Genomic DNA, 21,105 nt, shown 5'->3' with positions numbered 1-21,105 from the left:
AATATTTCTAATATTCTTTATTTTGGTACTACTGCTGAGAATACTGTTTGAACGGTATTCTCCTTATTTTTTAAAAATCATTTGCGGAATCTCTGTTATTTATTTTTTTAAATTCTGATTCTAAAATTAACTTTTCACTTTTTGTTAATCTTTTATTGGAACTAAATTCAAAGCTTAAATACCTTGATAGCAGGTATTCTAAAGCCACTTCTTCTCCAAAATTGTTAATTGTATTAATAAAATCATTTAAAATCAGCTGATATTCTCTGGCTGTATCTAAATTATTATTTTTAACTTCTATATTTATTTTTTTAAAGAGATCTGGCAATAAATTTAGATGTTTACTAATCGTTTTAACTCCTTTATTAAGGTTTAAAAAATAAAAGTCATCAGCAGTTGCTAAAAATTTAAATCGCCCATTATACCGTTCTTTGAAGGTAGTGAATTTTTCAAAATCCAGGTCATAAGGATAAACAGGATTAATTACAAATCCTTTGATAAGCTGATATTTTTTAGTCTTTTCCATCAATGTTTCGCTATCAATTAAAGATAAAAGTCTGGTATTAATACTTATGTAAAAATTTCTGCTGCTGCTTATAAAATTAAGATAAGCTGCATAGTCTTCAAAATAAGAACCCATTGTTTCTTCAGTCATAGATGGACTTTTAATTACTAAATCAAAATCTTTTTCAATTTTATCTAACTCGTCAATCATTACTTTTATATCACTGAGAGAATTAAAGTTAAGTTCAATTTTAAACTCTGATTCTGCTGGCATTAGTTTAATTATATTTTTATAGTATTCTTTTTTATCACTGCAGCTTAATCGGGAATAATCAAGATTGTTAGCTTTAATGTAAAAATTATTTTGGCCGCGCTCTAAATTATTAGCCAGCAAAAGTTTAATTTTTTGATAGTCAACTTTATTATTCTGATCAAGAAAATTAATTACTAAACTATAGGCATTATTCACTTAAATCCCCCCTCATCTCAATTTTATTGAATAAAAAGTCTACTGCTGCTGGGCATTGACTCCTTATCCTTTTTTAATTGAAATAAATCTCTGAATTAATGTGACTTTTAAGTCATGTGACTTTATAGTCACATTATAATCCTTTAACTTTACTTTGTCAATTTTTTAAACCCGGGAAGCTTTGCAAACTCCCCGGGTCCTTATTAATTAAATTAGTTTAGATGCTTCTTCTTTTGAAATCCCTTTTACTTTTGCAACTACGATCGATCTTAAATCTGTAACTAAAGAGTAAAAAATAGGAATCACAAATAGAGTTAAGAAAGTAGCAAAAGATAAGCCACTAACAATTACAATACCCATCGGCTGAGTTGATTCGGAACCTTCTCCAATACCCATTGCGATTGGAAGCAAACCTAAAATGGTTGTTAGAGCTGTCATCATAATTGGCCGTAATCTTACTACTCCTGCAGTAATAATGGCTTCAATTCTTTCTGTACCACTTCTGCGAAGTTGATTAATATAATCAACCATAACTATCGCATTATTAACAACTATCCCGGCCAGAGTAATTAAACCTAATATAGAAGCCACGGAAACTATAGAATTGGTAAGATACATACCAAAGATAACACCAATTACAGCCAGAGGAATAGTAAACATGATTGTAAATGGATGAACTAGTGATTCAAATTGAGAAGCCATAACCATATAAATTAGAATAACAGCCAGTCCAAAAGCCATCCCCAGACTGCTAAATGATTCCTGCATATCCGCAAATTCACCTTCATAGCTAAAGCGATAATTATCAGGTAACTCGAGATCTGCTAAACGCTGCTGAATTTTTGTCATGACAGTACCAAGATCCACATCGTGAATATCAGCGGTTATTTCGGAATAACGCTGCTGATTTTTTCGTAAAATCTCCACTGGTCCTTCAGTGATTTCCAGACTTGCTACTCGACTCAATTGAATCATCTGGCCAGCTGGTGTCTGCATATTAAGTTCTGGCACCTGAGAGAGCTGTTCTATTTGATCCTCTTCTAAACGAACCCTGATATCAAATTCATCACCTGCAACTTGATATCTTGTTACAGTACTTCCATTAATTGCCGTTCTAACTGTGTTTGCAATTTGACTTACATTTAAACCAAAACGGCTTGCAATTGAGCGCTTAACCTTAATCTGATATTCGGGTTGTCCTTCTGAAAAGCTATCCTCAATTTCTCTCAATCCTTCGATATCTTCTATTGCTGCAACAGCTTTTGCAGTTTCACGTTTTAAAACATCTAAATCATCACCAAGAAGTTTGACATTGACCGGAGCGCCACCTCCGCCCATACCCTGCTGTTCCTGGATAGTGAGATCTATATCGGGAATCCTAATTTTTTGTCTAATTGCTTCCATTACTTGAGCTGTTGACCGATCTCTTTTGGCTAGATCAACTAAATCAACACTTATATTCCCCATATGACTGCTGGTAGAGGTAGACATCATCTGACCTCCAGCTCCAACAGTAGAAATTACTGTTTTCACTTCCTCTATATTCATTAGTATAGATTCTATTTCGGTTGAAACTTCATTAGTGCGAGATAAAGCAGTTCCTACTGGAAGTTCATAGCTGACAGAAAATGCTCCCTGATCTGTACTGGGCATAAATTCAAATCCTAATTGAGGAACTAAAGCAAAACTGCCCACTAGTAAAACTAATATTAAAACAACAAAAATCCAGCGGTGTTTAAGAGCGCTGCTGAGTGCACCTCTATAAACCTTTTTTATTCTGCCCTCTTCTTTATTCCGCTTTAATTCTTCTGGCTTTATTTTCAAAATCTTGGAAGCCAGCATAGGAATTAAAGTTAAGGCCACCATTAAAGAAGCAATTAAAGAAAAAGCCACCGTTAATGCCAGATCCTTAAATAATTGCCCGGCCATACCTTCTACAAACACTATTGGTAAAAATACAACAACTGTGGTAGTAGTTGAGGCTGCAATTGCCATTCCTACTTCGGAAGCTCCTTCGCGGGCCGCTTCAATTTTACCCTCACCCAGGCTCCGATATCGATAAATATTTTCCAGCACAACTACCGCATTATCAACCAGCATACCTACCCCGAGAGCAAGTCCACCTAAAGAAATAACATTTAAGTTAACACCAGCAAAATACATTAAAATAAAAGTACCAATAATGGAAATCGGCATTGCTGTAGCAATGATTATCGTACTGCGAATGTTTCTCAGGAATAAGAAAAGTATAATTACAGCTAACAGACCACCAAGAATAGCATTCTGACTTACACTGGCAATAGAATCTTCTATAAACTCAGACTGATCCATTGCAAGAGCAAAACTATAATTGGGATAGTCTTTACGAATCTGATCAATTTCTTGCCTAACTAAGCCGGCGACCTCTACAGTATTGGCATCAGTCTGCTTTTGAATTGACAGAGAAAGACTTCTCTCTCCATTAGTCCTGGAAATAGTAGATAAGTCTCCAAATCCATCCCTGACTTCTGCTACATCGGATAACTTAACATGTTTATTTCCAACCGGAATATTTATATTTCGAATTTCATCTAGATTTGAAAACTTACCAATTGTTCGAACTAAAAATTCTTTATTTCCCTGCAGTACATCACCTGCAGAAACATTTACATTTTCAGCCCGCACAATATTTGTAATTGTATCAAAATCAAGATTATAGTGGATTAACTTATCTCTTTTAAGAGAAACAATTATTTCTCTTGTCAACCCGCCCTGCATATTTACCTGAGCAACACCAGAAATTCTTTCTAAACGGGGAATTAATTCGTCTTCAACCTGTTGTTTTAACTCATTAATTTTTAAACCTTCTGCTGAAACACCATAATTCATAATTGGCATCATAGAGGGATCAAATTTAAAAATCATTGGGCTGCCAGCATCCTCAGGTAAAACTGTACTACTAATTAATTCTACCTGTTCTCTTAAATCCTGAACAGCAAAATCCATGTTTCGTCCCCAGTTAAATTCTACCACAACTGTAGATGTTCCTCTCGAAGAAGTGGAAGTAATATTTTCAACCCCTTCAACAGTAGCCACTGAACTTTCTATCTGTTTGGTAATTAAATTTTCTATTTCTTCTGAGCCAACACCTTCATAGCTTGTAATTATTGCTGCACCTGGAAAGGTGATATCTGGAAAAAGATCAAGGCTTAATCTGGAAAGTGCTACTGAACCAATCAAAAGCACCATCAAAATAATCATTGCAGTAGTTACTGATCTTTTTATCGAGAAATCGGATAATTTCATTAATTTCTCACCTCAACCTCTTGGCCAGATTCTAAATTGCTTTGACCCCTAATTATAACATTTTCTTTTGCCTTCAGTCCTTCTAAAACTTCAACTCGACTGTCAGTGATGATTCCTGTTTTTATATCTTTTCTTACTGCTTTTCCGGCTTCTACTACAAATAAATAGGGGTTATCACTATTAAGATTAACAATACTCCCAATTGGAACCACTACTGCTGAGCCAGATTTTCCCTTGGTAATTTTTACATCAGCAAACATTCCAGCTCTTAATTTGTGATCCTGATTAGGAATTTTAACTTTTACCAGAAAAGTTCTGCTGGCCTGATCTGCAGCAGGAGCAATGTTAGTTACCTTCCCCTGAATATAATGCTGCATAGTTTCGGCTTTTACTTCAACCAGATCATCTTTTTTTATAGCAGAAACTGTGGCTGAAGTTACATTGATCTCAGCATATAACTGATCAATATTAATTAAATTAACAACCATTTGTCCGGAAGCAATCATTTCCCCGGCTTCAATAGTAACCTTATTTACTAAACCGGAAAAAGGAGCAGTAATCTGTGTTTTAGCAATCTGATCTTCAATTTCTGCCAGGCTTGCCTCTGCCTGTTCAACTGAGGCCAGACTTGCTCTTATTCTTTCTTTTCTGGGACCTCTTTCTGTTTCCTCCAAATTAGCCCTGGCCACTTTTAAATTTGTCTGGGCACTATTTACCTGACTGCGAGCATTTTCTAACTGCTGTTTTAAAGAGGTAGGATTATTATAAGTTTCCTTTGCTAGTTGATAGTTTTTCTTGGCTGCTGCCAGAGAAGTCTCGGCCTGGTCAACAGAAATTTGAGCACTTTTATATACTGATTCTGCATTTTTATAAGCACTTTCTGCATTTTCATATGCTTTTTCCGAAATGACATTATCTTGATATAAATTTTTAGAGCGTTCATATTCTCTTTTAGCCTGATTGTAATTTATTTCCGCCTGATTCAGGTTTTGTTTTGAAGTCTGAAGCTGCTGCCGGGCATTATTGAGCTGCTGTTCTGCATTTACCAGCTGCTGTTCCAGGGTTCGGCGCTCCTGATACAATTCCTGCATTAATTTCAAATTGGTCTGTGCACTTTCCAGACTGGCTTTTGCATTTTCATAGGAAGCTCTAACTCTGGCCAGTTCTTCTTCGGTTGCTCCATTTTTGAGCTGCTGATAATTAGCACGAGCACTATCCAGGGCAGCCTGAGCCTGTCTTTTTCTGATTCTAAGCGCTTCATCATTAATTTTAATTAATTCAGCTTCTGCCTCAACTCGATCACCAAGAGCTATATTTACACGATCGACTACTCCTCCAACCTGAGCTGGAATATTCACATTTTTAACTGGTGTCAGGATTCCTGTTATCTGTTCATTTAAACTTATATCATCAACGACTGACTCTGTAGTCTCCACAATCTGGGTCTCCTGCTGAGCCAGTACGGGAGAACTGAGCAAAAGTAAAATTATTAAAAAACTAAGAGTTTTATGTTTATTTTTCATTATTTATCACATCTCCAAAATATTCTTTTAAGCGGCCACTTTTATATATTGTTTTAAATAACTCTATTTCATAATCATATTCTGCCTGTAATAAAGATATCTGAGCCTGATTGTAAGTACTCTGAGCATCAATTACCTCAGTGTTACTTGCTACCCCGGCCTCATAACTTTTATTAGCTATTTCTAAGTTTTCTTCAGCATTTTCTAAAGAAAGCTGTTCTAACTCAATTGCCTCTTTATTTTCTTTGACAGTTAAAATAGATTCCTCTACCTCTATATCTATATTCTCTAATAAATCATTTCGATTATTAGCTACTTTTTCTAATTCTAACTCTTGTTTTTCGGCATTAACATTACCTTTACCTCCATCATAAAGAGGGACATTCACTCCTAGAGTCATCGACCAGCTTTTTTCGTCCATAAATTCTGGACCCTGCCAGTCATAAGAACCATTGAGAGAAACACTGGGACGATAATACTGCCCTTCTAACTTCTGTCTTAATTTAATAATCTTTTTATTTAATTCCAAAATCATAAGCTGGGGATCATTTGCTAATGCTGTGTTAAATAGTTTTTGCTGTTCTAATTCCAGTTTAAAATTGATTTCTGGATCACTGGGCTCATATATTTTCTCTGTAGTTAAAAGCTGAGCCAGCCGCCTCCGGGCAATTTGTAAATCATTTTTAGCTGTGGTCAGATCCTCTTCAGCATTTCTCTGCTCTATCTGACTCTGCAGTAAATCACGACGAATCGCAATCCCGGCCTCCAAATTATTTTTTACTATTCTTAAGTGTTCATTTACTATATCTAGAGCTTCTTCTCTAATTTCTACCATACCCTGAGCCTGCAGAACTCCATAATAGGCCTGAACTAGAGAAAATATCTGATCTTCTACACTCTGTTCATATTTAGTTCTCGAAATTTCCAGACTATAATTAGCAATTTCCTTCTGCATAGAAACCTTTCCCCCCAGCCAGAGTGGCTGAGTTAAAGAAACAGAAGTTCTGTAATTTTCATCAGAACCTGTCCCGAGTAAAGTCTGCTGGCCTTCGTCCATTTTAGTATAGGAAGTCTGCAGGTCCAGAGTTGGAAAGTAAGATCTTTGAGCCAGTTCTATGTCCTTTTCTGCCTTTTCAATGTCTTTACGAGCATTTTTTAATGTCCTATTTTCTTCAATTAAAATCTTTACAGCCTCTTCTAACTCGATCTCCTCTGCTGCCATTACAGCAGGAGTAGATAAAAAAATTAAGGCAATTAAAAACATTGTAATAACTTTCATTTTGTTTTTCATCTTATTGCTCCTTTCTGCTAATCCCATTCATTATAAAATCATAAATAAAGTTTATTTTTTTCTCGACCTTTTCTGCATTGTCTAATAACTCCTTAGTATGGGGAGTAAACAGGACTGATAAGATCATTGTTGAAATATCAGTGGGGTCCTCACTTTTTATTGAGCCCTCATTAATACCCTGTTCAACAATTTGGGTCACAATTTCTATATTTTCCTGGTGTTTTGTTTCAAGTGTGTCTTTAAAATCTCTGCTGATCAACTCAACATTGTTCCTAAATACATCCATTATCCCTAAATGTTTAATCAGGGTTTCCAATACACATTTAACTATTTCTCTAATCTTTTTATCACTACTAACATCTTTCTGAGCGATATCTTGAAAAAGATTATTAAAGTGATTAATTCCACCAATCGCAATTTCTCTAAATAATTCCTCTTTACTGTCAAAATGCCAGTAAAGGGTCCCCTTGCTGATATCTGCTCCATTTGCTATCTCTGTCATAGAGACAGCATGATAATTGTTTTTAGAAAAAAGCTTAACAGCTGACTTTAGTATATTGTTTCTCGTATCCTCGGCCATAAAAGCCTCCTCAAATTCTAATGAAATTTTCCTCGACTAACCGGTCAGTAGTTATTATAACTCTAAATATTTTTTTTGTCAACCGTTCGGTCGATTAGAATTTGATTAGAGTTTTAAGAGAGCAAAACTAATTAATATTTATATCTCCATACTCAGAATTTATTATTATTTTATATTTTGCCTGCTGACCCTGGTAGTTTAGTTCTTCTTTATTTTCATTACTCGAAGCAGCAAAATCTGCGTTAATATTTCCATGTTCTGTACTAAGATCATAACTGTAAAGCTCATAATCCGGAAGAGAAGTAATTTCTACATCAGCATATCTCAGCTCTAAATCCAGATCTTCAATTTGACTTAATTGAAATTCTCCATATTCCGAATCAGCTGTTATTTTGCCTTCAACATCACTAATTTTAAAGCCAGTATATCTGCTGTTGATCTCAATATCTGCGGCTGAGCTTATTTCTGCGCCACCATAACGGCTGTTTATAATCAGAGCAGACTCTAAATTAGAAATTTTATTAAAGCCATAGGCGCTTTCTAACTTGAAATTACCTGCTACCCTATTTATGGTATTTTCTGCATAGGAGGAATCTAATTCTAAAGTAGAACCCAAATTATCAATTCTGGATTCACCATATGCCAGATTCAGAACTACTGCACTATCTATATTATTGATCCGGGTACTGCCGTAGCGGTTGGAGCCATTTACTTCTGCTTTTAAATTCTGAACCTGAAGTTTACCGTAATTATTAATTAATTCTGTCTGGAGATCCTCGGGAACAGTGATTTTGTAGTCGATCTCAACTACTTTAATCAGTTCGGGAGTTTCTGTCTGACTTCGGTTTAAACTGATTTCTAAATTAGATCCCTCAAGATTATAGATGACTTCTAAATCCTGAATAAATTTTTCTGCTGCCTCTCTATCTTCAGCATGGACCTTGAGAGTATAGTCAATATTTATTTCCTGATTCTTACTTCCCTGAAGCTGAATACTGCCAAACTCATTTTCCAGGTTGAAGCTGTTAATCTCTTCATTTTTTCTTAAAAAGTCTGCTCCCAGCCTTAAATTTCCCTCTTTTTCGGCTTTGATACTTTCCTGATTATAATTATATTGAAAGAAATTATTTTCAGCTCCTATCATTTCCTCAATTGATTCTGTAATCAAACCTTCAAATAAATTATTATCCGAACGAACATATTTAACGTCTACAATCATCACTAAAGTTAAAATAATTAATAGATAAGTAATCAATTTTTTTCTACTCATTTTATCCTCCTTTTATACATCGACATCAGAAGCAATTAAGCGGGAATTTAAAAAGAACAATCCGGTCATGAGCAGCAAAATCACAACAAAGGGCGCCGAGCCAATATAAATTGTGGATTCTGTTACTCCAGCTGGATTTTCCATAAAGACAGTGACCGGAAAATCGGGCAGCCAGTTAAATAAATAATTGAAAAAACCTCCAACTCGCAGAATGAAATAATGGCTCAAGATAAAGATTAAAATACTAATTAAAAGTCGAAAACGATTATAAAAAGAAGCAATGATATACGAAAACTGGGTAATTAAATACATTTGAATTCCTGTAATTAAATAAGAGAGATAAGCAAGAATTAAAAATTCCCTGAATACTTCTCTTCCCAGCATTTCCGGTATTTGACGAAATACTCCTGCTAAAAAATCCTGGTGGAAATAAAGATTAACTAAAATCAGGGCTCCACTTAAAATTAAATTGTAAACAAAGGTAGGAAAAAACTTGGCAAAATTAATTTCGTAACCTTTACGGGGCAGAATTTTTAATAAATAAATGGTATTATTACCCCATTCACTGCGATATGAATTATAGCCCAGAAAGATCATAATCAGCGGCAGAAAAAATAACGGAATAAAGCCAAGCCCAAAACTTACACCTGGAGGCCAGTGCTCTGTTCTGGTCAGTAAAAACCACTCCCAGGCTGCAATAATCAGTGCTGAAACTATAATTAAAATATTTAACTGCTTAAATTCATTTTTAATTAACGATAGTAAACTTCTCATTCAAATACCTCCCCGATTAATTCTCTGATCGATTTTCCTTTTTCTGCTCTTAAATCATCAGCATTACCTTCAAGTAATATCTCTCCTGCTTCCATAAAAATTACATGGTCTAAAAATCTTTCTGCTTCTATTATCTCATGAGTTGCCAGAATAATACTCTGATTGGCTGAATCAAATTCGCCGATTAAACTTTCCAATATTCTTTCTCGCGAAGCTGGGTCAATACCAGCCAGAGGTTCATCCAGAATTAAAATTTCTGCAGAACGGCTTAAAACTAAAATTAATTTAAGTCTGGCCACCATCCCTTTGGAAAGATTATTAATTTTTTGCTCCAGTTTAAGATTCATAAAATCCAGCAGCTCATTTGCTTTTTCAGGGGAAAAATCTAAAAATTGATCCTCGTGAAATCTTATCATCTCCGAAATTGTCATCCAGCGGTAAAGATGATTAATCTCCGGTAAAAATGCAATATCCTGCATTAAATGTCTCTGCTTATTTTTCCGATTAATATTTACCTGCCCCTCATCTTTGACAATCAAACCACTGATAATCTTTAACATGGTCGATTTACCACTGCCATTGGGCCCTACAATTCCGGTTATCATTCCCTCAGGTATATTTAGATTTACACCCTTAAGAGCCTGGACCCCGGGAAATTTCTTTTTCAAATTACTGACCTCAATTATATTTTCATTCATTATCGTCCCTCCTTTTGAGATTAGTCTCAACTTTACTTAAAATATTTTCCTTTTCAAATCCCAGTGAAATCATTTCGTCTATAAAATTCGAAACTGCTGTTGCAGCCATTTCTTTTTTTATTTCTACCATTACCTGATCATCATCCTTTATAAATGTGCCTTTACCTCTTTTGGTTTCCACAAGCCCCCGCTGTTCCATCTCCCTATATGCCCTCTGAACCGTATTTGGATTAACATCAATTTTTCGAGCCAGTTTCCTCTGTGACGGAAGTTTATCTCCGGCACTTAATTCTCCTCTTACTATTTCTTTCTTTATTTCGTCTATTACCTGTTCGTAGATCGGATAGGCGGCATTAAAATCAATATCCATCTGCTTCCTCCTCTCTTATTTATTAGTGCACTAGTTAACTGGTACACTGTTATTATAATCCCATTAATTTGTCTTGTCAAGGTTTTTTAAAAATTATTTTCCAAAAATAAAAAAACTCTACAACCTTGATTCAGGCTGTAGAGTTATCTATTTATTATTCAACTGTATAATCATCAATATCTATAGCTTCTGGATCCTTTTTCTCTTTTTCAACTTCTGGATCCCCACTCTGATATTTTTTTAAAATAGTTCTTAAAATAGGCCACATTACTACAAAAACTGCAACATCATCAATTTGACCCAGAATTGGAAAAAAATCTCCCACCAGATCAAAAGGGAAAATAAGGTAGGCAAGAGGTACTAAAAATAGTGCCTTTTTGCTTATTTTTACATCCGAGTCTTTCATAAGACGAATTATATTTACCACAGCTGCCAGGCTTTTACTCATAATTTCCACCTCAGTTTTTCTGCTTTCTATTCTTTATTATACACCATTTTTTGCTAAAAAACAAAAAAGGAACAGTCCTGAAAACTGCTCCCTCTGTTTAACAATATTTAAATTAAGTTTCTAAATTCAAATTAAAATGCTGGTACTACAGCACCTTCGTATTTTTCCAGAATAAATTCTTTAACTTTCTCAGACTGAATAACTTCTTTTAGAGTCTGAATTTTTTCGCTGTCCTGGTCTCCTTTTCTAACAGCAACTACATTAACATACGGTGAGTCACTACCTTCCATAATTAAAGCATCTTCCAGAGGATTCAAATCAGCCTCTAAAGCATAATTAGTATTGATTACTGCTGCTGCTACATCAGGTAAAACTCTTGGCAGCTGTGCTGCTTCTAATTCTTCAAAGTTTAAGTTTTTTGGATTTTCCACAATATCAATTGGAGTTGCACTTAAGTTTGTTGGATCATCCAGGGTAATAAGATCATTATTGTGCAGTAAAATTAAAGCCCGGCCTTCATTAGATGGATCATTTGGAATAGCAATTGAAGCACCTTCTGGAATTTCTTCTAAACTTGTATATTTGTTGGAATATAAACCAATTGGCTCAACATGAACTTTAATTGCCGAAACTAAATTCAGACCGCGGTCAGCATTGAACCTTTTTAGATAAGGTACATGCTGGAAAAAATTAGCGTCAATACTGCCATCACTTAAAGCAATATTTGGAGTTACATAATCAGTAAACTCAACTATTTCCAATTTAACTCCCTTGTCAGCAAGATCATCCTTAATAAAATTTAAAATCTCAGAGTGGGGTACAGGAGTTGCACCAATCTTAAGTACATGATTATCAGCCTGAACAGCACCAGCAAACACGAAAGTTAAAAGCACTAAAATTAAAATTGTTTTCTTTAACATAATTATCTCTCCTCTTCTACTTGTTATAAATTTATTAAATTAATTCTGGCTCTGTGTGTTTTTGCCAGAAAAAATTCCTTATTCCTACTCAATAATATCTTAAGTATTAGTTTGAAAATAGTAAATACTTAACCAGTTAAGCCTTATGATCAAAAAATGAAGCTATCTGATTCCCTGCATACTGGATCAGCTGGACCATAATCACCAGGATAACTATAGTCTCCAGCATAACAGCCAGCTGAAATCGCTGATATCCATAGCGGATTGCAATATCGCCGAGACCACCTCCGCCAATCGCTCCTGCCATCGCTGAATAACTGACTAAACTAATGGCAGTCAGGGTCAGGCCGAGAATAATTGCCGGCAGTGATTCTGGTAATAATACTTTAAACACAATCTGTAAAGGACTGGCGCCCATGGACTGAGCTGATTCTACCACTCCCTGATCAATTTCTAAAATAGCATTATCTGTAACTCTTCCCATAAAGGGAATAGCTGCCAGCGAAAGGGGTACAATTGCAGCATTGGTTCCAATAGAAGTACCCACAATCATCCGGGTAAAAGGAATAACTGCAACCATTAAAATAATAAAAGGAATCGAGCGCCCGATGTTAATTATCCCATCCAGGATAAAATTAAGCGGCTTATTGGGCAGTATATGACCCTGTCTGGTAATCGTAGTTAAAACTCCGAGTGGAATTCCCCCTACAATCGCAAAAAATAATGACATTGCCACCATATATAAAGTTTCTAAAGAACCGCTGATCATTAAATCATTGTAGCGGGCTAATTCTGTAATCAAATCAAACATTGTCTAACACCTCAACTCTCAAGCCCTGGCTTTTTAGATAGGCAATACTTTCTTCAATATTAGTTAGCTGTCCTTCCAGATCTAAAACCAGGGTACCAAAGGGCACTCCCTGAATCTCATCAATATTTCCATATAAAATATTTGCATCAACTGAATAATGTTTTACCAGATCAGAAATATAGGGATCATGAGTCTTTTCGCCAACAAAAGAAATTCTAATTAATTCTCCCGGTCTTTCAGTTTTAACATATTTAATTATACGTTCAGGTAAGTCAAAATCAATAACTGAACTGATAAATTTTTTGGTCAATGCTTTTTGCGGCTTAGAAAAAATATCAATTATCGAACCTTCTTCAATTATCTGCCCGGCTTCCAGAACAGCAACCCGATCACAGATATCTTTAATTACTCCCATCTCATGAGTAATTAAGATGATTGTCAGGTTCATCTCATCCCTGATTTCTCCCAGAAGTTCAAGTACAGATTTTGTGCTTTCCGGGTCCAGAGAAGAAGTGGCCTCATCAGATAAAAGTAAATCCGGATCATTTGCCAGAGCTCTAGCAATACCAACTCTCTGCTTCTGACCTCCAGATAGCTGGGCCGGATAGTGATCTGCCCGGTCTGATAGGCCTACAAGTTCAATTAATTCTTTCGCTTTTTTTCTTCTCTTCTTCTTTCCCACTCCTGCAATTTCCAGGGGGAAGGCTACATTGCCCAGCACTGTACGTGAAGACAGAAGATTAAAATGCTGAAAAATCATACCTATCTTCTGTCTGGCTGCCCTCAAATTCTGAGAACTGAGTTCTGTTAAATCTGTCCCATTAATATTTATGGTCCCCGAAGTAGGTTTTTCCAGTAAATTAAGCATTCGAATCAGAGTACTTTTACCGGCTCCACTGGGTCCAATCATTCCAAATATCTCACCATCATCAACTTCCAGATTGAGACCATTGATTGCTTCAACTCTCCCCTGGGCTGCATAATAGTGTTTAGTTAAGTTTTCAATTTTTATCAATGCTCATCACCCTCTAAAAAATAATAAAACTGCTCCAAATATCAAGAGCAGTTAGAAATGAAAAAAATCCTCCTGAGAGGATTTAATTGCCTCTCATCTATCATTCCCTTCTGGAAATGCTGGAATTAGCACCTTACTAAAGATTTTAAGTAGGTTGCCGGGTATCAAAGGGCCAGTCCCTCCACCGCTCTTGATGATTTTTATTTTCTTTTTAAGTTATATAAAAGTGTATCACTCAATTTTAGTTCTGTCAAGTAAAAAGCTATCCAATTTACCTACAATTAATTATTAATACTTATCTGCTAAAGAAATAATTTGACTTTGAGTTTTTATATTTAATTTTTCCTTTATTTGTTCAATATGATATTTTATTGTTCTTTCACTCAAATACAATTTATCTCCAATTTCATTATAAGTTAAGCCTTTTGATAGATATTTCACTACTTCTAGCTGTCTTTCACTTAATTTTCTAAATAATAAATCGCGTTCTTCCTGCATCATCATATTTTTTTGCAATTGCTCGAGCAGCTGTTCCTCTAAACCTGCAGAAAAAGGGTTTTTCCCTTCATTTATATCCGATAAACTATTTAAAAGTTCATCTCCATTCAAACTTTTAAGTAAATATCCAGAAGCACCGGCTTTAATTGCCGTAAATAAACTATCTTCCTCTTCAAAACTTGTTAAAATCAAAATTTTACACTCTGGCAATCTATTTTTTATTTCCTTAGTTGCTTCAATTCCATTTAAAATAGGCATAGAAATATCCATTAAGATTACATCCGGTTTTTGAGCAAGTGCTAGTTCGACAACTTCCTTACCATTATGAGCCACAGCAACAATTTCTATAAAATCTTCTGCTTTTAATAAATTTGTTAATCCTTCTATAAAAAGCGGGTGATCGTCTGCAATTAGAACTTTCATTATAATCCACCCCCCTTTAAATTTAAATACTACTTTCTAGATTTGACAGGTTAACAATAATAGATGTACCTTTTTGTGGTTCAGAATTTATTTTAAAAACGCCTCCAATTAAATGTGTTCTTTCCTTCATAATACTTAAACCTGATCCTGAATTATAATCTTCAACTGTAATTCCTTTTCCGTTATCCTTAATAACTAACTTTATTCCGTTTTCCTCTACCAATTCAACCCAGATAATCTCTGCTTCTGCATGTTTTAGAATATTTGTCAGAGCCTCTTTTAAAATAAAATGCAGCTGAGTTATCTCTTCAGTTCCAAAATTATAATTAAATTTTTCTTTGAATTTTGTTTTAATTACTAGATGACAGTTATTTTCAAAATAAGAAATTTCATTTTTAAAAAGTTGATTAATATTCTGCTTACTGTAATAATCATTTCTAATACTGTAAGCATATTCTCGAACATCTTTATGAGCATTATTTATAATCTGGTTAAGCCTTTTTAAATATCTATCAGTTTTTTTGAAGTTTTCATTTTTTAGTTCTTTCCGGGCTGCCTGAATTTGTACATTGGAAAAACTAAGTACTTGACCTAAATTATCATGTAAATCTCTAGACAGTCTTTCTCTTTCCTCTTTAACTGCAAGCTTCTGCTGCTGTTTAATTATCTGGTCCCGCGCTTTTTTTACTTTACTAACATCATTAATTATAAGAATATCTGCTGCTTTTTTCTGCCGATAATCTTTTATAGTAGAGATAAAAAGTTCATAATAATGTTTATTTTTCTGATCAAAATAAGTTAATTCCTGCTGCTGATTTTGTTCATTTTTCATATCTTCATAAATATTTACTAATTGGACTGATAAGTCTTTTAAATTTTTTCCATAAATATCTTCATTTTTTATCTTAAACATTGATTCAGCTTTAGGATTAATATCTATTATTCTATTCTGGGTGTCAATTACAATCATACCGGAATTAATATTTTCAATTACAGTTGCTCTAGCAACAGGCACAATATCAAATAAACGGAAATGAAAAATACCTCTGGCTATTATTAAACCGGAAATACTAATAGTAATCGGAGAAAAATCAAATTCTGGTAGAGGTGTCAATTTACTTACATATAAAAAGTTACTAATCATTAAAATCAAAAAACCAGTCAAAAGATAAAATGCCTGCTTTCGATATGCCTTATTATTTAACCAGACAGTTTTAAGTAAAAAATATACTGTCGAAAGATTAAGAAAATAGCTGTAAACAAAATGCACCCAGAACCAGGGACCATAATCTTTAGTAATGTAACTAAAATTAGCAGCCATTTTTAAGGCAAAATTAGATCTAATTAACCCATGATATTGATCTGTCCAGGCCAAAAAAACTGTAATCACAGGTATAATTGACATCAATACCAAATTTTTTTTATTAACTAGATTTTCACGGCTGCTAAACTGCAGTACCATAGTTAACCAGACTAAGGGTGCAAAAGCATAAACCAGGTATTGTAAATTAGCCCAGATAATCTTAGTAGAAAAATCACTTCCTGCCATTTCCAGAGCATTAGCTCCTGCCCAAATTGCTCCCAGAATCATATTTAAAACAAAAGCTTTTGCCCCTTTAACGTTACAATTTTTGTAACTATAAAATGCTAGAATTATCATAACAGTAAACGATATTGCAAGTGGTATTAAATAGGGAACAAAGTGATAATTCATTTTTTTCCCCCTAAATTAATTAAAAATTATAAAAAGTCAAACTTAATTATCTATTTCTTCACAAAAAGAATATCTCCTTTTAAAATAATAAAAATTTATGAAAGTAGATGATTTTTATACCATTTGTCTTTCTACAAGATTTTTAAAAAGACCACCTTTTTTTATTAAAGATTTATAATCTCCGGTCTCTACAATTCTGCCATTAGCTAAAACAAAAATCCGATCACATTCTTTTATTGTACTCAAGCGATGGGCAATAATAATCTTTGTTGCTTTAAATTGATTCATAGCAGTAGTAACTAAAGATTGAGTCTTGTTATCAAGTGCACTTGTCGCTTCATCAAAAAATATTAATTTCGGCTTTTTCACTACAGCACGGGCAATTAAAAGTCTCTGTTTCTGGCCGCCAGATAAACTCTGCTGTCCCTGATTAATAATAGTATGCATTCCCATCGGCATATTTCTTATATCATCTTCCAATCCTGCTGCTCTTGCTGCTTTCCAGGCATCTTCTACATTTAAATCAATGCTGGAACCTATAATATTACTATAGATACTACCACTCATCAATTGACTGTCCTGCAGCACTATTCCCAATTCTTTTCTAAGTTCCTTAACACTCAATTTATCTAAATTATAATCATCATAATAAATACTACCTATTTGTGCTTTTTCAAAACCAAGTAAAAGGCGAAGTAGAGTTGATTTTCCACTGCCTGAGGGACCAACAAAAGCTACATACTCTCCAGGCTTAATTTTAAAGTTCAGATTCTCCAAAATTTGATTTTCATTATTCTTATATTTAAAGCTTAAATTATTAACTTCAATTTCACCTTCAAAGTTAGATACTATTTTTTTTCTTTCAGTGTCTTCAGGTAGTGTTTTCAAAATGCATTTCATATTGTCTAAATATATTCTGGCATCTAAAACTTTTATCAATGATAAACTTAAAGAAATAATCGCGGCCTGAAAAGCAATAAACGCTGCATTAAAAGCGATAAAATCTCCTATGCTTAAAATTTCATTTACCGAAACAAAATAAAAAATAAAAACTGCGGAAACAAGTGGTAAAAAGGCAGTAAAAGCAGTTAAATAATTATCAAAACTCTGTGCCTTTAAAGTTAGCTTTCTCTGTCTGGTGAATTTTTCTGTCCAGTGAAAGAAAAATCTATTTTCCGCTGCTGCCGCCCTGATTTTTGAAATTCCACTGATAACTTGAAAAAGATAAGCTGATAATTGGTTTATTTCTTTTTGTAACTCCCGTTTATATTTTAACTGCAGCAGGGCAAGACTCAAAGTTAGTAGAAATGTTAATAAAATTATCAAAGTTACTGTAAGCGTCAGACCAGGTGAGATCGAAAACATAAATAAATAATAAAAAACCGAAAATAATCCAGCTAAAATTGAAGTAATTACCAGATCATTAAATAAATCCTTTATTTTAATTATACCCATCGCTTTTTGTGCCAGCTCACCAGCCTGATGATCTTTGAAAAAAGAAACAGGAAGTGCTAAAATTCTATCCCAGACAGCAGCATGAAGTGAAAAAGAAAGTTTGTTTTTTATGTGAACAAAAGAAAATGAACGTGTTAGCTCAAAAAGAGATTTTGCTATAACAGCGGCAAGTAAGATTACAGCAAGCTGCCAGATCTCTCCTTTTTCTCCTTCAGGGATTATAACATTAAATATAATAGCAGAAGCTCTCGGAATTGCTAAAGCTAAAATTCCTCCCATTATTCCACTTAAAAATAAAAATAATATATCTTTTAAACTAAAGCTCTGGCGTCCAAAAAGCAGTAGGTCTTTAGTCGTCAGGGCTTTATTTGGAAAAGATTTATAAATATAAATTGCTGTTTTTTTTAATTTTTCAGCCAGATCAACATCAACCTTTTGGGTTGCTTTTGTTAAGGGATTATATAAAGTGTATTTACCATTAGATTCTGGTAATAAGGCAACAGGTGATTGATCTGCTTTAAGATAAGCAATCAGAGGTCCAGAATCCTGCTGCCACCAGTCACCTTCAAGTAAAACCTGCCTGTATCTAACACCTACAACATCACAAATGCTTTTTAAATCTGTCTTTGACTTTTCAGGAATTGCTTCAATTTTAATATTATGATAATCTGCTACTAAACTAAATGCTGTTAAGAGAGGAGAGTCATTACTCAGAAGTAACATCTCTGATGAATTATTTTTCTGATCAATTATATTTAAAATTTTAGTTAATGCAGCCTGCATATGTTTGTTTTCCTGCTCTTTTTTTTGAAGAAATTTTTTATCAAATTCTTCTTTTTCCATTCCTCACACCTCCTTAAAAATTCTACGTTAAATTAACCAGCTCGGCATATTCTCCTGCTTCAGCTATCAGTTCTTCATGAGTACCCCGCTGTACTATTTCACCATTTTTTAAAACAATGATTTCATCACAATCTCTAATAGTACTCAAGCGATGTGCAACTATAATACTGGTGCATCGGCGGCGCTTAATATTTTTATCAACTTCTAATTCAGTTTTAGGATCTAAAGCACTTGTTGCCTCATCCATAACCAGGATATTAGGGTTATTAACTAAAGAACGAGCAATTTCTAATCTCTGTTTTTCTCCACCACTAAAATTCTTTCCTCCCTCTACCAGTAGAGAATCATAACCATTTTCTCTAGCGGTAATTACAGAGTGAATACAGGCATCTTTAGCTGCTTTAATTAAATCAGACTCTGATATTGTAGAGTCCCAGAGACTCAGATTTTCAGCTACAGTACCAGAAAAAACAGTAATTTCTTGATCAACAAAGGAAAGAGAATCAGTAAAAATTAGTTCTGGTATTTCAATTTGCTCTTTTCCATCAAACAAAATCTTACCATCCCATGGTTTATATAAACCAGTAATTAATTTAGCAATTGTAGATTTCCCGCTGCCAGAACCACCAACCAGAGCAACTCTAAAACCTGGTTCTAACTCCAGATTGAAGTCTTTTATCAGGGGTTCTTCCAACGGATTATAACCAAAAGTTAAATTTTTAATACTTATTCTCCCACTTAATGATTTTTTAGGAAAGTTACTATAGTCTTCTTCTTTTTCTGTATTCGGATCAACCGGATAATCCATCACATCATCCAGCCTTTTTAAATCTCCTTTAATTTCCTGAACAGTGCTGCCTAAGTTTACTAAATTCCCTACGGGAACCATAAATGCAATCATTAAAGACTGAAATGCAACAAGCATACCTATACTTAAATAGCCATTCAATACTCTATAGGTGCCAATTATTAAGATCAATACTATTGTAAGCAATTTTAAAAATTCTGGTACCGAAGCAAGATAACGGGTTGTTTGTTCTAATTCCTGCTCAGAATTGACTGCTCGAACATGATAACCTGACAACTGAGCAAAAAAATCGGATTCAGAAGCAGTGGCTTTTAAAGTTTCAATTATTTCCAGTCCTGACATCGAAACCCCCATCATTTTACCTCTATCAATTAAAAGTCTTGTGTTAGTGACTTCTCTTTTTTTTGAAAAATAATATAATAAGATGAAATTAATCACAGCTGCTGTAACTCCAATCAAAGTTAAAAGCGGATCATATTTTAACATCAAAAAAAAGTAAAAAACAATTGTAATTAAACTAAAAAAAGTTGTAGCCAGCTCTCGAGATAATAAAACAGCAATTTTATTATTACTACTTACTCTACTACTTATATCACCAGCACTTCTTTGACTAAAAAATTCAATAGGAAGTCTTAAAATATGCCATAAATATTTGGCTGAACTGCTAATCGAAACTTTGCTCTCAAGTTTTAATAAATAATGCTGTTGAAACCAGGTTAAAAGACCTCGAAAAAAAGCAGTACCTATCATCCCAAATAAAAGAGCGCTTCTCCAGTCAATATTATTTTTAATTAAAATTTCATCTATAAAAATACGAGAAAATATAGGAATAAGAAGTCCTGGTATCACCAGCATTAAACTTATAAAGAAAATATTAAATAATGCAAGTTTTGAGGCTTCCAATCTCTTCAAAAGTGATTTAACTGTACTTTTTTTGTTACCACCTTTTTCAAATTCTTTAGCTTTCTCAAAAAATAATGCTATGCCAGTAAAAGCTTTATTGAATTCTTCACTATTTACCTGTCTGGGACCAACTCCCGGATCATTTAGATAAAATTTCCCATTATGATAAGCCTCAAAAACTAAAAAATGATTATAATTCCAGAAAATAATTGCCGGTTCTTTTCTATTTCTTAACTTTTCAGGAAGTACTCTTTTTCCATAAGCATTCAAATTATAATTGCGTGCTGCCTTTAAAATATTGCTGGCTTTACTTCCATCTCTAGAAACTCCACACTCTATTCTTAATTTCTCTAAAGGTACAAATCTTCCATGATAGGCTAATATCATTGCCAGTGAGGCTGCTCCACATTCTACTCCCTCCATTTGAAGCACTGTAGGAACTTTGATTCTATTTTTATAAAATTTAAGTTTTTTAATTACTTTATTTAATATTTTCAGCAAGA

17 protein-coding genes and 1 riboswitch are annotated in these 21,105 nt (G+C 34.0%); all 17 genes read right to left on the bottom strand.

What is annotated here, in order from left to right:
• Positions 1-70 precede the first annotated feature (70 nt).
• The gene (locus tag DFR79_RS01435) at positions 71-973 is read right to left on the bottom strand and encodes a hypothetical protein (protein ID WP_133513713.1); all 903 of its coding nucleotides are present in this window, start codon (positions 971-973) and stop codon (positions 71-73) included.
• A 207-nt stretch (positions 974-1,180) separates the two neighbouring features.
• The gene (locus DFR79_RS01430) at positions 1,181-4,258 is read right to left on the bottom strand and encodes an efflux RND transporter permease subunit (RefSeq protein ID WP_133513712.1); all 3,078 of its coding nucleotides are present in this window, start codon (positions 4,256-4,258) and stop codon (positions 1,181-1,183) included.
• Entirely contained in the window at positions 4,258-5,781 is a 1,524-nt protein-coding gene (locus DFR79_RS01425; RefSeq protein WP_133513711.1) for an efflux RND transporter periplasmic adaptor subunit, read from the bottom strand. The genes DFR79_RS01430 and DFR79_RS01425 overlap by 1 nt, the downstream gene beginning before the upstream one ends.
• Positions 5,771-7,072: a TolC family protein gene (locus tag DFR79_RS01420; RefSeq protein WP_133513710.1), complete on the bottom strand. Its 1,302-nt coding sequence runs from the start codon at positions 7,070-7,072 to the stop codon at positions 5,771-5,773. Before DFR79_RS01420 ends, DFR79_RS01425 begins: the two co-directional genes overlap by 11 nt.
• Position 7,073: 1 nt before the next feature.
• Complete coding sequence (locus tag DFR79_RS01415; RefSeq protein ID WP_133513709.1) at positions 7,074-7,652, bottom strand: TetR/AcrR family transcriptional regulator; 579 nt, start codon at positions 7,650-7,652, stop codon at positions 7,074-7,076.
• Between the two features lie 127 nt (positions 7,653-7,779).
• Positions 7,780-8,922 carry a DUF4097 family beta strand repeat-containing protein gene (locus DFR79_RS01410; protein WP_133513708.1) on the bottom strand — a complete coding sequence of 381 codons (1,143 nt, stop codon included), beginning with the start codon at positions 8,920-8,922 and terminating at the stop codon, positions 7,780-7,782.
• Positions 8,923-8,934: 12 nt separating this feature from the next.
• On the bottom strand, positions 8,935-9,696 hold the full coding sequence (locus DFR79_RS01405; protein WP_133513707.1) for an ABC transporter permease: 762 nt from the start codon (positions 9,694-9,696) through the stop codon (positions 8,935-8,937).
• Positions 9,693-10,394, bottom strand: a complete 702-nt coding sequence (locus tag DFR79_RS01400; RefSeq protein ID WP_133513706.1) for an ABC transporter ATP-binding protein — start codon at positions 10,392-10,394, stop codon at positions 9,693-9,695. The genes DFR79_RS01405 and DFR79_RS01400 overlap by 4 nt, the downstream gene beginning before the upstream one ends.
• On the bottom strand, positions 10,387-10,764 hold the full coding sequence (locus tag DFR79_RS01395) for a GntR family transcriptional regulator (RefSeq protein ID WP_208107472.1): 378 nt from the start codon (positions 10,762-10,764) through the stop codon (positions 10,387-10,389). The genes DFR79_RS01400 and DFR79_RS01395 overlap by 8 nt, the downstream gene beginning before the upstream one ends.
• A gap of 154 nt (positions 10,765-10,918) precedes the next feature.
• On the bottom strand, positions 10,919-11,212 hold the full coding sequence (locus DFR79_RS01390; RefSeq protein WP_133513705.1) for a YkvA family protein: 294 nt from the start codon (positions 11,210-11,212) through the stop codon (positions 10,919-10,921).
• Positions 11,213-11,343: 131 nt separating this feature from the next.
• Positions 11,344-12,132 carry a MetQ/NlpA family ABC transporter substrate-binding protein gene (locus DFR79_RS01385; RefSeq protein WP_133513704.1) on the bottom strand — a complete coding sequence of 263 codons (789 nt, stop codon included), beginning with the start codon at positions 12,130-12,132 and terminating at the stop codon, positions 11,344-11,346.
• Positions 12,133-12,268: 136 nt separating this feature from the next.
• The gene (locus tag DFR79_RS01380) at positions 12,269-12,943 is read right to left on the bottom strand and encodes a methionine ABC transporter permease (protein ID WP_133513703.1); all 675 of its coding nucleotides are present in this window, start codon (positions 12,941-12,943) and stop codon (positions 12,269-12,271) included.
• Positions 12,936-13,958, bottom strand: a complete 1,023-nt coding sequence (locus DFR79_RS01375) for a methionine ABC transporter ATP-binding protein (protein WP_133513702.1) — start codon at positions 13,956-13,958, stop codon at positions 12,936-12,938. Before DFR79_RS01375 ends, DFR79_RS01380 begins: the two co-directional genes overlap by 8 nt.
• A 90-nt stretch (positions 13,959-14,048) precedes the next feature.
• Positions 14,049-14,158: riboswitch (SAM riboswitch) on the bottom strand.
• Between the two features lie 88 nt (positions 14,159-14,246).
• Positions 14,247-14,879, bottom strand: a complete 633-nt coding sequence (locus DFR79_RS01370; protein WP_133513701.1) for a response regulator transcription factor — start codon at positions 14,877-14,879, stop codon at positions 14,247-14,249.
• A gap of 22 nt (positions 14,880-14,901) precedes the next feature.
• On the bottom strand, positions 14,902-16,593 hold the full coding sequence (locus tag DFR79_RS01365) for a sensor histidine kinase (RefSeq protein ID WP_133513700.1): 1,692 nt from the start codon (positions 16,591-16,593) through the stop codon (positions 14,902-14,904).
• 114 nt (positions 16,594-16,707) lie between these two features.
• Positions 16,708-18,891, bottom strand: a complete 2,184-nt coding sequence (locus tag DFR79_RS01360) for an NHLP bacteriocin export ABC transporter permease/ATPase subunit (protein ID WP_133513699.1) — start codon at positions 18,889-18,891, stop codon at positions 16,708-16,710.
• A 22-nt stretch (positions 18,892-18,913) separates the two neighbouring features.
• The gene (locus DFR79_RS01355; protein ID WP_208107471.1) at positions 18,914-21,103 is read right to left on the bottom strand and encodes an NHLP family bacteriocin export ABC transporter peptidase/permease/ATPase subunit; all 2,190 of its coding nucleotides are present in this window, start codon (positions 21,101-21,103) and stop codon (positions 18,914-18,916) included.
• Between the last annotated feature and the right edge of the window lie 2 nt (positions 21,104-21,105).

It is taken from the genome of Halanaerobium saccharolyticum (assembly GCF_004362045.1).
GTDB lineage: Bacteria > Bacillota > Halanaerobiia > Halanaerobiales > Halanaerobiaceae > Halanaerobium > Halanaerobium saccharolyticum_C.
The sequence above is the reverse complement of the archived record's forward strand: the minus strand, read 5'-3'. Positions and strand labels throughout refer to the sequence as shown.

Coding starts and splice junctions, on each gene's coding strand:
- DFR79_RS01385 (WP_133513704.1), bottom strand. CDS start 12,132: ATGTTAAAGAAAACAATTTTAATTTTAGTGCTTTTAACTTTCGTGTTT.
- DFR79_RS01425 (WP_133513711.1), bottom strand. CDS start 5,781: ATGAAAAATAAACATAAAACTCTTAGTTTTTTAATAATTTTACTTTTG.
- DFR79_RS01400 (WP_133513706.1), bottom strand. CDS start 10,394: ATGAATGAAAATATAATTGAGGTCAGTAATTTGAAAAAGAAATTTCCC.
- DFR79_RS01360 (WP_133513699.1), bottom strand. CDS start 18,891: ATGGAAAAAGAAGAATTTGATAAAAAATTTCTTCAAAAAAAAGAGCAG.
- DFR79_RS01380 (WP_133513703.1), bottom strand. CDS start 12,943: ATGTTTGATTTGATTACAGAATTAGCCCGCTACAATGATTTAATGATC.
- DFR79_RS01365 (WP_133513700.1), bottom strand. CDS start 16,593: ATGAATTATCACTTTGTTCCCTATTTAATACCACTTGCAATATCGTTT.
- DFR79_RS01370 (WP_133513701.1), bottom strand. CDS start 14,879: ATGAAAGTTCTAATTGCAGACGATCACCCGCTTTTTATAGAAGGATTA.
- DFR79_RS01420 (WP_133513710.1), bottom strand. CDS start 7,072: ATGAAAAACAAAATGAAAGTTATTACAATGTTTTTAATTGCCTTAATT.
- DFR79_RS01395 (WP_208107472.1), bottom strand. CDS start 10,764: ATGGATATTGATTTTAATGCCGCCTATCCGATCTACGAACAGGTAATA.
- DFR79_RS01405 (WP_133513707.1), bottom strand. CDS start 9,696: ATGAGAAGTTTACTATCGTTAATTAAAAATGAATTTAAGCAGTTAAAT.
- DFR79_RS01390 (WP_133513705.1), bottom strand. CDS start 11,212: ATGAGTAAAAGCCTGGCAGCTGTGGTAAATATAATTCGTCTTATGAAA.
- DFR79_RS01410 (WP_133513708.1), bottom strand. CDS start 8,922: ATGAGTAGAAAAAAATTGATTACTTATCTATTAATTATTTTAACTTTA.
- DFR79_RS01415 (WP_133513709.1), bottom strand. CDS start 7,652: ATGGCCGAGGATACGAGAAACAATATACTAAAGTCAGCTGTTAAGCTT.
- DFR79_RS01430 (WP_133513712.1), bottom strand. CDS start 4,258: ATGAAATTATCCGATTTCTCGATAAAAAGATCAGTAACTACTGCAATG.